General features: G+C 72.6%; 12 protein-coding genes. 8 read left to right on the forward strand and 4 right to left on the reverse strand.

Features of this window, described 5'->3' with window-relative positions:
* Positions 1-5: 5 nt before the first annotated feature.
* Positions 6-884, forward strand: a complete 879-nt coding sequence (ligD, locus tag I8E28_RS10785) for a non-homologous end-joining DNA ligase (RefSeq protein WP_200788046.1) — start codon at positions 6-8, stop codon at positions 882-884.
* Positions 885-936: 52 nt separating this feature from the next.
* Positions 937-1914 carry an acrylyl-CoA reductase (NADPH) gene (acuI, locus tag I8E28_RS10790; RefSeq protein ID WP_200788048.1) on the forward strand — a complete coding sequence of 326 codons (978 nt, stop codon included), beginning with the start codon at positions 937-939 and terminating at the stop codon, positions 1912-1914.
* A gap of 2 nt (positions 1915-1916) precedes the next feature.
* Here the strand turns inward: acuI and I8E28_RS10795 are convergent, their stop codons facing one another.
* Entirely contained in the window at positions 1917-2321 is a 405-nt protein-coding gene (locus I8E28_RS10795) for a J domain-containing protein (protein ID WP_200788050.1), read from the reverse strand.
* A gap of 220 nt (positions 2322-2541) precedes the next feature.
* Here I8E28_RS10795 and I8E28_RS10800 point away from each other — a divergent pair, with 220 nt between their 5' ends.
* From I8E28_RS10800 to I8E28_RS10810, 3 genes are read left to right on the forward strand one after another with little or no spacing between them, the layout of a single operon-like run.
* The gene (locus I8E28_RS10800) at positions 2542-4434 is read left to right on the forward strand and encodes a TOL_0244 family TonB-dependent receptor (RefSeq protein WP_200788052.1); all 1893 of its coding nucleotides are present in this window, start codon (positions 2542-2544) and stop codon (positions 4432-4434) included.
* A gap of 33 nt (positions 4435-4467) precedes the next feature.
* A complete protein-coding gene (locus I8E28_RS10805; RefSeq protein WP_200788058.1) occupies positions 4468-5025 on the forward strand; it encodes a TOL_0243 family YfiR-like periplasmic protein in 558 nt (185 codons plus the stop codon).
* Positions 5022-7256, forward strand: a complete 2235-nt coding sequence (locus I8E28_RS10810) for a sensor histidine kinase, YfiR-like protein-associated (RefSeq protein WP_200788061.1) — start codon at positions 5022-5024, stop codon at positions 7254-7256. Before I8E28_RS10805 ends, I8E28_RS10810 begins: the two co-directional genes overlap by 4 nt.
* A 1-nt stretch (position 7257) precedes the next feature.
* Here I8E28_RS10810 and I8E28_RS10815 read toward each other — a convergent pair whose 3' ends face one another.
* Both I8E28_RS10815 and I8E28_RS10820 read right to left on the reverse strand, forming a co-directional pair.
* The gene (locus tag I8E28_RS10815; protein WP_200788062.1) at positions 7258-7725 is read right to left on the reverse strand and encodes an NUDIX hydrolase; all 468 of its coding nucleotides are present in this window, start codon (positions 7723-7725) and stop codon (positions 7258-7260) included.
* The gene (locus tag I8E28_RS10820; protein WP_200788065.1) at positions 7725-8549 is read right to left on the reverse strand and encodes an AraC family transcriptional regulator; all 825 of its coding nucleotides are present in this window, start codon (positions 8547-8549) and stop codon (positions 7725-7727) included. Before I8E28_RS10820 ends, I8E28_RS10815 begins: the two co-directional genes overlap by 1 nt.
* An 81-nt stretch (positions 8550-8630) precedes the next feature.
* Here I8E28_RS10820 and I8E28_RS10825 point away from each other — a divergent pair, with 81 nt between their 5' ends.
* From I8E28_RS10825 to I8E28_RS10835, 3 genes are all read left to right on the forward strand, one after another.
* A complete protein-coding gene (locus I8E28_RS10825; protein WP_200788068.1) occupies positions 8631-9857 on the forward strand; it encodes an MFS transporter in 1227 nt (408 codons plus the stop codon).
* A gap of 309 nt (positions 9858-10166) precedes the next feature.
* Positions 10167-11774, forward strand: coding sequence for an ExeA family protein (locus I8E28_RS10830; protein WP_200788070.1), 1608 nt, complete (start codon positions 10167-10169; stop codon positions 11772-11774).
* Positions 11774-12478, forward strand: a complete 705-nt coding sequence (locus I8E28_RS10835) for a general secretion pathway protein GspB (RefSeq protein ID WP_200788072.1) — start codon at positions 11774-11776, stop codon at positions 12476-12478. Before I8E28_RS10830 ends, I8E28_RS10835 begins: the two co-directional genes overlap by 1 nt.
* On the opposite strand, the gene I8E28_RS10840 is transcribed toward I8E28_RS10835, so the two are convergent.
* The gene (locus I8E28_RS10840; protein WP_200788074.1) at positions 12472-13155 is read right to left on the reverse strand and encodes a DUF1444 domain-containing protein; all 684 of its coding nucleotides are present in this window, start codon (positions 13153-13155) and stop codon (positions 12472-12474) included. The genes I8E28_RS10835 and I8E28_RS10840 overlap by 7 nt on opposite strands.
* Positions 13156-13327 lie beyond the last annotated feature (172 nt).

Here is a 13327-nt window from a genome sequence, read left to right on the forward strand (position 1 = left end):
GGGCCGTGCGCGTCACCAATGCCGCCCGTGTCGTCGATCCCGCGAGCGGGCTGACGAAGATGGACCTGGTGCGCTACTACGTGGAGGTGGCGCCGTGGATGCTGCCGCACCTGCAGGGCCGGCCCGCGTACATCCGGCGCGTGCCGCGCGGCATCCAGCAGCCGATGACGTTCCAGCAGCACACGCTCGACATGAAGGGCCTGAAGGGCACGGACCCCGCGACCTGGCCCGGCCACGATCCCGCCATCCTGTTCACGAGCGCCGAAGACCTCGCGGCCGGGGCGCAGCTGGACATGGTCGAGGTCCACACCTGGAACAGCACCGAGGCGGCGCCGCACTGTCCGGACCGGCTGGTGTTCGACCTCGATCCGGGCGAGGGCGTCGCATGGAAGCAGTTGTGCGACGGTGCCCGGCTGGTGCGTGCGCTGCTGCAGGAACTGGAACTGCGTTCCTGGCTGAAGACCACCGGCGGCAAGGGCCTGCATGTGGTCGTGCCGGTCCGTCCCGAGCTCGACTACGACGTGGTCAAGCCCTTCACCGAAGCCGTCGTGCGGCACCTCGCACAGGTGTTGCCGCAGCTGTTCGTCGCCAAGTCCGGCGCGCGCAACCGCACTGGCCGCATCTTCATCGACTACCTGCGCAACGGCTGGGTGCAGTCGACGGCGGAGGCGTTGTCCGTCCGGGCGCGTCCCGGGCTGGGCGTGTCGATGCCGGTCGCGTGGGAGCAGCTGGACGACGTCGAGGGACCGGCGCACTGGACGGTGGCCAACACCGTCGCGTCCTTGCGCCGCCGCCGGCGCGACCCGTGGGCGGCGTACTGGACCACGCGCCAGCGCCTCGATGTCGCCATGCAGCGTCTCGGCTGGGAGTCCGCTGCCGCGTGACGCACGGGCCGCGTCGCGGCGGCAGAATCGGCGCTTTTCACCGGAGTGCCGCATGACCCGAGCCCTGGTCCTGGAGAAGTCGCCCGAATTCGCCGCGGGCGTGCGCGAGGTCGGCGACGACTTCCTCCCCGAAGGCGACGTCACGATCGACATCGCGTATTCGACGATCAACTACAAGGACGCGCTGGCGATCACGAACAGGTCGCCGGTCGTGCGTAGCTGGCCGATGGTGGCGGGCATCGACGGCAGCGGCACGGTCGTGCAGAGCACGTCGCCGCGCTGGAAGGGCGGCGACGAGGTCGTGCTCAACGGCTTCGGTGTCGGCGAGACGCACAAGGGCTGCCTGGCCGGCCGCGCGCGCCTGAAGGGCGAATGGCTGGTGCGCCGGCCCACGGCGTTCACGGCGCGGCAGGCGATGGCGATCGGCACCGCCGGCTACACCGCGATGCTGTGCGTGCTCGCGCTCGAGCGCCACGGCTTGCGCGCAGGGCAGGGCGAGGTGCTGGTGACGGGCGCGACGGGCGGCGTGGGGTCGGTGGCCATCGCGCTGCTCTCGAAGCTCGGGCACCAGGTCGTCGCGGCGACCGGCAAGGCGTCCGAAGAGGCTTACCTGCGCAGCCTGGGCGCGGGCGCCGTCATCGATCGCGCCGAACTCGCCGCGCCGGGCAAGCCACTGCAGAAGGAACGCTGGGCTGCGGTGGTGGACGCGGTGGGCAGCCACACCCTCGCGAACGCGTGCGCGCAGGTGCGCTATGGCGGCGCGGTCGCCGCCTGCGGCCTGGCGCAGGGCATGGACTTCCCGGCGACGGTGGCACCCTTCATCCTGCGCGGCGTGAGCCTGCTGGGCGTCGACAGCGTGATGGCACCGCTCGCACTGCGCGAGCAGGCCTGGGAGCGCCTCGCGCGCGACCTCGATCCGGCGCTGCTGGACACGATGACGACGGAGATCGGCCTGGACGAAGTCATCGACGCGGCGCAGCGCCTGATGGCGGGGCAGGTGCGCGGGCGCATCGTCGTGCGCACGCGCTAGGCCTACCTCGTGAGCGCGTGGGTGGCGATGACCAGCGCGGGCAGCGAGGTCTTGTACAGCACGGTGCCCACGGTCGCGAGCGCGAGTGCGGCCGTGGCTGCGACGAGTCCCCACGGCCAGGTCTCGGCGAACCGCGACGGACGCGCGGCCTGCGCCGCAGCGTCGGCCAGCCGGCGTGCCTGCCGCGCGCGCATCCAGACGTCGTAGCTCGCGCGGCGTTCGGGGTGGGACAGCACGGCGTAGGCGGCATTGATGTGCGCCATCCGCTGCTGCGCGGCGGCGTCGCCGCTGCAGCGATCGGGGTGGTGCCGCTGGGCCGCGCGACGGTACGCCGCCCGCACCATGTCGGCCGTCGCGTCCGGGGGGACCGACAGCAAGTCGTAGTGGGTGGGCTGGGCGTCGCTCATGCGTGCATGCGAAAGTGCTACGGAAAGTGTAGCTTCGGACCCCGGTGCAGCCAAGCAAAGCGGCCGATGCGCACCATGGGCAGATGCGCGCGTGCAACACCGGGACGCAAGGCGACGCGCGACCGCGCGAGCAGGCTGTAGGACGGGACCGACAATTCCGGCAGCGCCGCCCGGTCGGTGTAACGCGCCTCTTACCATCGCGGCTCCTCCCGGACAGCCGATGAAGATTTACCGCACCGTCCTCCCGTTGCTCGCCGCGGGAATCGCGGGCACGGTCGACGCGCAGGTCGTGGCGTCCGCCCGCGACCTCGCCGATCTCTCGCTCGAGCAGCTCGCCGCCATCGATGTCACCTCCGTGTCCGGTCGCGCGCAGAGGCTGCAGCAGGCGCCGGCCTCGATCTACGTGATCACCGCGCAGGAGATCCGCCGATCCGGGGCGACCAGCCTGCCGGAAGCGCTGCGCCTCGCGCCCAACCTGCAGGTGGCGCAGACGAGCGCGTCGCAGTGGGCGATCTCCGCGCGCGGCTTCCAGGACTCGATCTCCAACAAGCTGCTCGTGCTGCTTGACGGCCGCACGATCTACTCGGGGCTGTTCGCGGGCGTGTTCTGGGACACCAACGACGTCGTGCTCGAGGATGTCGACCGCATCGAGGTGATCAGCGGGCCCGGCGCCACGTTGTGGGGCGCGAACGCGGTCAACGGCGTGATCAATGTGGTGACGCGCAGCGCGTCGGACACGCGGGGCACCTTGCTGTCCGCCGCCGGAGGCTCGCATGGCACCCGCGCGGTGGCGCGCTGGGGCGGCCGCCTGGGCAGCGCCGACGTGCGCGTGCACGCCCTCGAGGTCGACCGGGACAGCACCCGGCTGGCCGGCAATGGCGCGACGCGCCCGGATGCCAGTGCGCGCCACCAGCTCGGCTTCCGGGCCGACTGGCCGGCCCTCGGCAGTGGTGCCCTGACCCTGCAAGGCGACGTGTACGAGGGCGGTGGCGACGGGCCGGCCAACAACCTGGCGCCGAAGGTGCGTGGCGGCAACCTGCTGGCGCGCTGGAGCGGACGCTTCTCGGACGGTTCGGGCTGGAAGCTGCAGGCGATCCACGACTTCGCGAAGCGCGACGACGTCAACCTGTTCCGCGACGAGTCACGCACGACCGACCTGCAGTTCACCCACGAGAAGGAGGTCGGGCGGGGCCAGCTGCTGTGGGGCGCCGGCTACCGCGGCGCGCGCGACGACAGCCGGCCGACGGCGTCCGTGCGCTTCATCCCGCAGGAGCGGACGCTGGCCTGGTCCAACGTGTTCGCGCAGTACCAGTGGGCGATGCTCGACCGGCTGCAGGTGACCGCAGGCACCAAGCTCGAGCGCAACAGCTACACCGGGCTGGAGGTGCTCCCAAGCCTGCGCGCCGCGTGGATGCACTCGCCCGAGTCCACGACCTGGGCAGCACTCTCGCGCGTGGTGCGCGCGCCTTCGCGCATCGACCGTGACTTCTTCTTCCCCGGCAATCCGCCGTTCCTCATCGCCGGCGGCCCGGCGTTCGAGTCCGAAGTCGCCGACGTGGTCGAACTGGGCCAGCGCGGCCAGCTGGGCAGCCGGGTCTCGTACTCCGCCACGGTGTACCAGCAGCGGTTCCGCGGCTTGCGTGCGGGCATCCCGGGGCAGGTGCCGAGCACGGTCATGAACCTGGTCGACGGCCCGGTGCGGGGCGTGGAGGCGTGGGCGCAGTGGCAGGTGACCGACGCGTGGCGGCTGATGGCCGGCTACGACGCCATCGCGAAGCGGTTGCGGTACGCCAACGGCATCAGTCCGGGAACCACCGATTTCCCGGGCCTGGGCAACGACCCGAGCCACCAGTGGACGCTGCGCTCCAGCCTGAATCTCGGCTCGCGTACCGAGGTCGACGTCTTCGTGCGCCACGTGGGCGCGCTGCCCAACCCGGCCGTGCCCAGGTACACCGCGGTCGACGCGCGCGTAGGCCTGCAGGTCACGCCGGCCCTGTCACTGGCCGTCATCGCGCGCAACCTCGGCGACCCGCGCCACATCGAATTCAACGCTCCCGCGCAGGCGAGCCTGCTGGAGCGCCGCTGGCTGCTCCAGGCCACGCTGCAGCTGTAAGACGAGATGGGTCGCGCCGAGCAGGATCCAGGCGTGCGGCTGTCGCGACGGCGCCTGCTCGGTGCGGGCCTGCTCGCCGGCATTGCCGCCGCCTGGGCACCGGAAGCGACGGCCCAGCCGGGCGCGACCGAGAGCGCCGTGAAGGCTGCCTTCCTGTTCAAGTTCGCCAGCTTCGTCGAGTGGCCGCCGTCGGCCTTCCCGCGCGCCGACGATGCGCTCGTCATCGGCGTCGCGGGCGACGAGGCGGTGGCGCAGGACCTCGAGCAACTGGTGGCCGGCCGGTCGTACGATGGACGCGCGGTGCGGGTGCGACGCGTGCGCGACCCGGACGATGGGGCGGGGATCCACATGCTCCTGGTCGGACCCGGCCACGACGCCCGCGTGCGCGAGTTCATCGCCGCCGTGCGCGGGCCGGTGCTCGTCGTCACGGAGCAGGAGAACGGCCTGCGCCTGGGCGGCGTCCTCAACTTCCTGTCGGACGGAGGCCGTGTGCGCTTCGGTGCGTCGGTGCCGGCGGCCGAGGCGCGGTCCCTGCGCCTGAGCGCACGCCTGCTCGGCGTCGCCGCCACGGTGGAGGGCCGCGGGCGATGAGGAACCCGGGGCGGTCGATCCGCAGCAAGCTCAACGCGATCCTGGTGGTGACCACCGTCACCGCACTGCTGCTGGCGGCCGTCGCGCTGTTCCTGCTGGACCTGCGGCGCGAGCTGGCCGACACGCAGGAGGACCTGGTCACGCAGGCGGACGTCATCGCCCTCGCGAGCGCGGCGGCGCTGGCGTTCGGGGACCGGAAGGTGGCGCAGGAGAACCTCGCCACCCTGCGCGCCAAGAGCGGCGTGACGGCGGCGGCGCTGTACGACGAGAACGGCAAGCTGTTCGCGACGTTCCAGCCCGACGACGCTGTCGGCGAGGTGCCCGCGCGCGCTGCCGCACCCGGCGTCAGGGTGCGGGGCGACTGGGCGGTGGCGTGGCGCCCGGTCCTCTCGAACCAGGAGCGCGTCGGGACGGTGTACGTGCAACTGCGCCACGAACGCCTGGCGCAGGCCCTGGCGTCGGTCGCCGGGCTCGTGGCGATCATGGGCGGCAGCCTGCTGGGCGCGCTGCTCCTGTCCAACCGCCTGCAGCGCTCCGTCACGCGGCCGATCCTGGCGGTGGCTGAAGTCGCAAGGAAGATCCTGATCGGCGAAGCCGGCGGCCTGCGTGCACCGAAGACCACGCAGGACGAGGTGGGCGACCTGGTGGACGCGTTCAACGCGATGCTGGACGAACTCGATCGCCGCGCCCGCACCCTCGAGGCCGCGAACGCCGCGCTGCGCCTGAGCGAGGCGCGCTACCAGCTTGCCGTGCGCGGGTCGAGCGCGGGCCTCTGGGACTGGGACCTGCCGGCCGGCACGATGTTCTATTCGCCACGCTTCAAGGCGCTGCTCGGCTACGGCGACGTCGACTTCCCGGACAAGCCCGAGTCGATCGATCGCGTGCTGCACCCGGACGATCGCGCGGCGGTGCGCACCGCGCTGCGGGCGCACCTGCGCGAACGCCAGCCGTACCAGGTCGAGTGCCGGCTGCGCGATGCGAACGGCCGCTGGCGCTGGTTCTTCGTCGCCGGCGCTGCGCTGTGGGACGCGCAGGGGCGGCCCTACCGCATGGCCGGCTCGGTCATCGAAGTCACCGAGCGCAAGCAGGCCGAGCACGAGCTGCAGGAGTCCAGCCGGGCGAAGGACGAATTCATCGCGACGCTGGCGCACGAGCTGCGCAACCCGCTGGCGCCCATCCGCACCGGCCTCGACATCCTCAAGCGCGACACCGGCAACGGTCCCGTGTCGCAGCGGGCGCGCGCGACCATGGAGCGGCAGCTGCAGCACATGATCCGGCTGGTCGACGACCTGCTGGACATCTCGCGCATCAGCAGCGGCAAGATCCGGCTCGACGTCTCGCGCATCCACCTGCGCTCGGTCGTCGACAGCGCGCTCGAGATCAGCCGGCCCGCGCTGTCGGCGGCGGGCCATGCGTTCGAGGCCGACCTGCCGGACGACGACATCGAGCTGATGGGCGACCCGACGCGGCTGTCGCAGGCGCTGGGCAACCTGCTGAACAACGCGGCCAAGTACACGCCGCCCGGCGGCCGCGTGGCGCTGCGCGTGCGCCGCGAGGGCGACCAGGCCGTGCTGCGCGTCGAGGACAACGGCGAGGGCATCCCGCCCGGGATGCTGGACCGCGTCTTCTCGCTGTTCGCGCAGGTGCGCAGCACGCTCGATCGTGCGCAGGGCGGCCTGGGCATCGGCCTGTACCTGGTGCGCAGCCTGGTGACCATGCACGGCGGCAGCGTCGTCGCGGAGAGCGCCGGACCAGGCCAGGGCAGCGCCTTCACGGTGCGTCTGCCGTGCCTGCCCGCGCAGCCGGCCGCGCCGAAGCATGACGCGCCGGCGAAAGCGGAGTGGCCCGACGAGGGACTGAAGGTGCTGGTCGTCGACGACAACGTCGACGCCGCGGAGACACTGGCCCTGGTGCTCGAGATGGAAGGGTGCCGCACGCGCCTCGTCCACGACGGCCTCGGCGCGATCCCGGCGGCGCAGGAGTTCGCGCCCGACGTCGTCCTCCTCGACATCGGGCTGCCCGGGATCAACGGCTACGAGGTCGCGGCGCGGCTGCGCGCGGACGCGCGCTTTGCGGACACCGTGCTGGTCGCGATCACCGGCTGGGGCTCCGAGCAGGACCGCCGGCGCGCGGGCGAGGCCGGCTTCGACCACCACCAGACCAAGCCCGTCGACCTCGAGGTGCTGCGTCCCTTGCTGCGGCGCGGGCGCGGCGTGCCGCCAGGCGCCTGACTCACGCCGCCGCGAGGGCGGCCGCGAGCCGCTCGATGAAGGGCCGCTGGCTCCCCAGCACCTTCTCCAGCGCCGTCGGCACGTCGTACCAGGCCACGCGATCGAGCTCCGGGAAGCTGCGCAGGCGGCCCGACCGCGGCGGCCATTCGAGCTCGAACGTGTTCGAGCGCAGGTGCGCGGGGTCCATGTCGCCCGGCGTCGCCCACGCGAGGACCCGCTTGCCGCCGTTCTGCCGCACTTCCCCGAGCGGCGCGAACGGCCCCGGCGGCGCGTACCCGGTCTCCTCCTCGAACTCGCGGCGCGCGGCGGCCAGCGGGTCTTCGCCCACGTGCAGTTCGCCCTTGGGCAGCATCCACGCACCGACGTCCTTGCGCGACCACCATGGGCCGCCCGGGTGCGCGAGCAGGACTTCCAGCCCGCCGGGCCGCTGGCGGAACAGCAGCAGGCCGGCGCTGGTGATGGTGGGCATCAGGCGGCCCTGGCCGGCTGGAAGCGGCGCGGCGGCTGCCCCATCGCGGCCTTGAACATCGCGCTGAACGCGCTCTCGCTCGCGTAGCCGGTGGCCGCTGCGACCTGGCCGACGGGCACGCCCTGGGCCAGCATCGGCAGCGCATGCGCGAGCACGGCCTGTTGCCGCCACTGCTGGTAGCCGGTGCCCAGTTCGGCCTGGAACAGGCGCGCCAGGGTCCGTTCGCTCGCGCCGACGTCGGCCGCCCAGGCGGCGAGGCTGGCCCGCTGGCCCGGAGCGCGCAGCACCGCTTCGCACAGCGCGCGCAGGCGCTTGTCGCCGCCGGAGCGCGGCAAGGGGACGCCCAGCTGCTGCGTGTCCGCACGCAGGAGTTCGTCGAGGACTAGGGCGGTGAGGAGCTGCTCGCGCGCCTTGGGGAGCGGCAGCGCGTCCAGCGCCTCGACCAGTTCGCGCAGCAGGTCGGACACGACGATCACGCGGCAGCCCGTCCACCCCTCGGGCGTCACGCTCTCGTGCAGGTACAGCGTGCGGAACTGCGCGCGCTCGAGCACGTGCACCGCGTGGCGCGCGCCGGGTGGGACCCACACCGCGCGCGACGGCGGCACGATGTACGTCGTCTCGTCGCCCAGGCCGCTGCCGTCGGCGCTGACTTCGAGCACGCCGCTGGCGCACCACGCCAGCTGCGCCCACGCGTGGCGGTGCGGCTCGAAGTGCGCGTCGGCCGGCATGTCGCGCGAGCGCAGCCGCACCGGGCGCGCGCAGTCGGGCTGCCAGGGGTCGGTGTCACCGAGTGGCGTCGCGTGGCGGACGGGACGGGATCGCATCCGCGCATTCTGGCCGGAATCCGCATGCGGCTGGCATTCCGTCGCATTTCGGAAACACGCCGCCCGCACTACGATCGCTGCATGAGTACTGTCCTGCAGGGGTCCGCCCCCGCGCGCCCGCTGCGCGACGACGCCGGCGTCATCGGCCTCGTCGGCCTGGCCCACCTGATCAGCCACTTCTGCCAGCTCCTGCTGCCGCCGCTGTTCCCATGGCTGCGCGAGGCTTTCGACGCCAGCTACACGCAGCTGGGGTTCCTGATGACGATCTTCTTCGTCGTCTCGTGCTCGGTGCAGGCGGCCTCGGGCTTCCTGGTCGACCGGCACGGGCCGCGGCCGGTGCTGTTCGGCGGCCTCGCGCTGATCGGCCTCGCCGCGTTCGGGTTCGCCGCCAGCACCAGCTACTGGATGCTCGCCGCGTGCGCGCTGGTGGCCGGCATCGGCAACGGCGTGTTCCATCCGGTGGACTACACGCTGCTCAATCGCAAGGTGAGCGCGCCGCGGCTCGGGCACGCGTACAGCGTGCACGGCATCACCGGCAGCCTGGGCTGGGCCCTGACGCCGGCGTTGCTGGTGCCGATCGCGATCGCGTCGTCGTGGCGCGTCGCGCTCGTGTGCGGTGGCGCCCTGGCGTGGGCGGTGCTCGCCCTCCTGTGGTGGAACCGCAAGACGCTGGACCTGCCGAAGGCCGCGCCGAAGGCGGCCGGGGAGGAAGGAGCCACGTTCGACTTCCTGCGCATCCCGGCGGTGTGGATGTGCTTCTGGTTCTTCTTCCTGTTCGCGGTCGTGCTGAGCGTCGTGCAGGCCTTCGCACCGGAAGCGGCGCGCCGGCTGCATGACGTGCCGGTGGCGTGGGTGGCCATGTGCCTGACGATCTACATGGTGTGCAACGCGGGCGGCGTGCTGGTGGGCGGCTTCCTCGCGTCCGATCCTTCCCGCTGCGAGCGGGTCGTGGCGGCCGGCTTCGGGGCTGCCGCGCTGGTGGCGTTGTCGATCGGCCTGCTGCCGGTCCCCGCGCTCGCGATCCCCGTGCTGTTCGGCGCCATGGGCCTGGCCAGCGGCATCGCGGGGCCGTCGCGCGACATGCTGGTGAAGCGCTCGACGCCCGACAACGCAAGCGGCCGCGTGTACGGCATCGTCTACGCCGGCCTGGACATCGGGCAGGCGATCGCGCCGCTGGTGTTCGGCCGGCTGATGGACCATGGCCAGTACACGGGCGTGTGGATGGGGCTGGTCGCCGCGCAACTGCTGCTGGTCGCCAGCGCCTTCAACGTGAGGCGCGTGCGCCGCACGCGCCTCGCGCCGGCCTAGGAGCCTGCGCGGCAGAGAGACGGGCCCGCGTTGGGCCGAGAAGGGGCCAGAGGCTAGGCGCGGGCGCGGGTCCAGCCTGGCCGGCTGGACCCGTGGCCGCAACGACGCATATGGCCCCTTATCGGCCCAACCCTTCGGGCCGTGACCAGAAACGCGCCATGCGTCGTTACGGCCTCCTTCTGTACATCGAGTACAGCGCGTCGGACCGCGCCTAGCCTGACGCGTTTCTGGTCGCGGCGCGGGCCCGTCTCTCTGCCGCGCAGGCTCCCAGCGGCCCGTCCTGGCGCGGCGGCGGGTATCCTCGCCCCCATGTACGCGCCGTATTTCGGGCTGTCGCAGGAGCCGTTCTCGATCGCTCCGGACCCGCGCTACCTGTTCATGAGCGAGCGCCACCGCGAGGCGCTCGCGCACCTGCTGTACGGGCTGGGCGGGGGTGGCGGCTTCGTGCTGCTCACGGGCGAGATCGGCACCGGCAAGACCACCGTGTGCCGCTGCTTCCTCGAGCAGGTGCCGCCCAACTGCAATGTCGCCTACATCTTCAATCCCAAGCTGTCGGTGCCCGAGTTGCTGCAGACGGTGTGCGAGGAGTTCCGCATCGCGCTGCCCGCGCACGAGGGCACGCGCAGCGTCAAGGAGTACGTCGACGCGCTGAACGCCTTTCTGCTGCAGGCGCACGCGGCCGGGCGCAACAGCGTGCTGATCATCGACGAGGCGCAGAACCTCTCGGAGGACGTGCTCGAGCAGCTGCGGCTGCTGACGAACCTGGAGACCAACGAGCGCAAGCTGCTGCAGATCATCCTGATCGGGCAGCCGGAGTTGCGCACGATGCTCGCGCGCCCGGGCCTGGAGCAGCTGGCGCAGCGCGTCATCGCCCGCTACCACCTCGACGCGCTCGATGCGAAGGAGACGGTGCAGTACGTGCGGCACCGCCTGGAGGTCGCGGGCCTGTCGCGCGCGCTGCCGTTCCAGGCGCGGGCGCTGGACCGCATCCACCGCCGCAGCGGCGGCATCCCGCGCCGCATCAACCTGCTGTGCGATCGCGCGCTGCTCGGCGCGTTTGCGCGCAGCGAACCTGCCGTGACCGCCGGCATCGTCGACCAGGCGGCGCGCGAAGTCTTTCCGCCCGTGGCGGCGCCGCGGGCAGCCGTGCGGCCTGCCTTGCTGCTGGCGCTGGGGCTGGTGGCCGGTGCGGGCGTGGCGTGGATGCTGCAGCAGCAAGGTGCGACCCAGGATGCCGCGCCGTCCGCTGCGCAACCCGTCGTTGCGGCGCCGCCTGCGGCGCACGCGGCCTCGGCTCCCGCGATCGTTGCGGCAGCGCCCGCGTCCGCACCTGCATCGGCCGTCAGCGCGCCGGCGACCCTGCTGCGCGACGAGCGCGAAGCCTGGCGCGAACTCGCGCGCGGCTGGAACGTCGACGCCGGCGAGACGGGGGATCCCTGCGCCGTGCTGGCCAGGCAATCGGTGCAGTGCTTCACCCGGCCGACGCCGCTCGCCCTGGTGCGGCAACTGGACCGGCCCGGCGTCATCACGCTCGATCGCGACCGCGGCACGCCGTCGTACGCGTTGCTCACCGCGGTGGGCGACAAGACGGCGACGATCGTGGCCGCGGGCACCACGCAGACCGTGACGCTCGCCGCGCTGGCCGAGCGCTGGAGCGGCGACTGGGGCACGCTGTGGCGCGTGCCCCCCGGCTACGCAACCCGCGGCCGCGACGGCGCCGAGGTCGTGCGCTGGGCCGACGAGCAACTGGACGCGGCCGGGATGGGGCAGGGCGGCGGCGCGACGCTGCGCACGCGCCTGCGCAACTTCCAGCTCGCGCAAGGCCTGCCCGCCGATGGCGTGCTGGGCCCGATGACCGTCATGCAACTCAATCGAACCGCGCACGTGGACGAGCCGCGCTTGCGCCCGCTGCCCTGATGTCCTACATCCTCGACGCCCTCCGCAAGGCCGACGCGCAACGCCAGCGCGAGCGGCCCGGCCTGCATGCGCATCCGGTGGCGGCGGACCCGTCGTCCGACGCCGGCCACTGGTCGAAGTCCCCGCTGGTCTGGGGTGTTGCGGGCGTGGTGGTCGCCGGGCTCGCGGCGCTGGCCTGGTGGCCGGCGCAAAGCCCGACGCAAGTGGCTGTCGCGCCCACGGCACCCGATGTCGCGCCAGCGCCGGTGACACCGCCGCCCGCCGCCGCCATCACCCCTGCGGCGCCGCCTGCGGCCGCCACCGCGATCGAACCGCCACCGCCACCGGCGCGAGCCGTGCAACCGCCTGCTCCTGCACCCGCGCCCGCGCCTGCACGTCGTCAGGCCGCCGAGCCTGCGCCGCCGAAGGCGGTGGCGCAGGCACCCGCGTCAGCGCCCCTGGCTGCGAAGCTCGCATCCGCGCCGGTTGCGGCGATGCCCGCGTCTGCAGCGTCGACCGCGGAAGGGCCGCCGCCCGCCGACGCGCCAAAGCTGTCGGTCACGGGCGGCGTGTACTCGGCGGACCCGGCGCAGCGCATGCTGATCGTCGGTGGCCAGGTCTTCAACGAAGGCAGCCAGGTGGCGCCGGGGGTGGTGCTCGAGCAGGTGCGGCCGCACCAGGCCGTGCTGAGCTTCCGCGGACAGCGCTACACCGTCGCCTACTGAAGCGGCAACACCGGCGCCTGGAAGATCGACCAGCGGTCGTCCCTGAACAGGTACAGCGCCGACGACACGCGGCTGCGGCGCGATGCCGCATAGATCGCCGTGGCGTTGAAGCGCAGCGCGGCGACGGCTTCGGCATCGGCTGCCGGCGCGTACAGCAGGCCGCCACGCTGCGGCACCGCGACGACGACGCCGCCCGGATGCTCGCGTTCCAGCCCGCGCCAGAACGTGCGGTCGAGGAAGTAGCTGCTGTTCAGGTCGTCCGCGCGGCCGATCACCTGCATCAGGCCGCCGGGCCACGCGGTGACCTTCGGCTCGCCGTACACCCGGCGGAGGTTCTCGACGGCGACCTGCACCGCCTGCTGCGGCTCGAGATGCAGCCGTTGCAGGTCCTCGGGCACCGCGCTCTGCAGCTCGGTCCGGCTGTCGAACACCAGCCGGATGTGCATGTCCCCGAGATAGCGGAACCAGCTCATCTCCACCTCGACCTCGCGTCCGTCGGGCAACTCGGCGACCAGGGTGCCGTACGGGCGCAGCGTCTCCTGCGGCTCGCTGCCGGCGTCGCTGCCGCGCAGGACGGCGAGCAGGTTGCCGGCGGTCGTGTCGAACACCGTGTCCGCCGCCAGCGCCTGCAGCGCGACGCAGGCACCGATCGCCACGAGGGCGGTACGCAATCGCATGGGGAACCTCCTTCTCCTCGACGCATCCTGCACGCCGCGGACCGGCGCGGCAATGCGCGGATGCGTTCGCGTCGCGCGGCGGCCGCATCACTGCGACATGTAAACGGTTACGGAACTTGCTGGCTCAGCGATGCGTGTAAGCGAGCTCGTCCATAGCATCCGTGGCTCCACC

Source organism: Ramlibacter algicola, assembly GCF_016641735.1.
In the GTDB taxonomy this organism is placed as follows: domain Bacteria; phylum Pseudomonadota; class Gammaproteobacteria; order Burkholderiales; family Burkholderiaceae_C; genus Ramlibacter; species Ramlibacter algicola.

What these genes read in the sequence shown, in the direction of transcription:
- I8E28_RS10840 (WP_200788074.1), bottom strand. Translation starts at nt 13,155, where the DNA reads ATGCGATTGCGTACCGCCCTCGTGGCGATCGGTGCCTGCGTCGCGCTG.
- I8E28_RS10820 (WP_200788065.1), bottom strand. Translation starts at nt 8,549, where the DNA reads ATGCGATCCCGTCCCGTCCGCCACGCGACGCCACTCGGTGACACCGAC.
- I8E28_RS10815 (WP_200788062.1), bottom strand. Translation starts at nt 7,725, where the DNA reads ATGCCCACCATCACCAGCGCCGGCCTGCTGCTGTTCCGCCAGCGGCCC.
- I8E28_RS10825 (WP_200788068.1), top strand. Translation starts at nt 8,631, where the DNA reads ATGAGTACTGTCCTGCAGGGGTCCGCCCCCGCGCGCCCGCTGCGCGAC.
- I8E28_RS10800 (WP_200788052.1), top strand. Translation starts at nt 2,542, where the DNA reads ATGAAGATTTACCGCACCGTCCTCCCGTTGCTCGCCGCGGGAATCGCG.
- I8E28_RS10795 (WP_200788050.1), bottom strand. Translation starts at nt 2,321, where the DNA reads ATGAGCGACGCCCAGCCCACCCACTACGACTTGCTGTCGGTCCCCCCG.
- I8E28_RS10830 (WP_200788070.1), top strand. Translation starts at nt 10,167, where the DNA reads ATGTACGCGCCGTATTTCGGGCTGTCGCAGGAGCCGTTCTCGATCGCT.
- I8E28_RS10835 (WP_200788072.1), top strand. Translation starts at nt 11,774, where the DNA reads ATGTCCTACATCCTCGACGCCCTCCGCAAGGCCGACGCGCAACGCCAG.
- I8E28_RS10810 (WP_200788061.1), top strand. Translation starts at nt 5,022, where the DNA reads ATGAGGAACCCGGGGCGGTCGATCCGCAGCAAGCTCAACGCGATCCTG.
- acuI (WP_200788048.1), top strand. Translation starts at nt 937, where the DNA reads ATGACCCGAGCCCTGGTCCTGGAGAAGTCGCCCGAATTCGCCGCGGGC.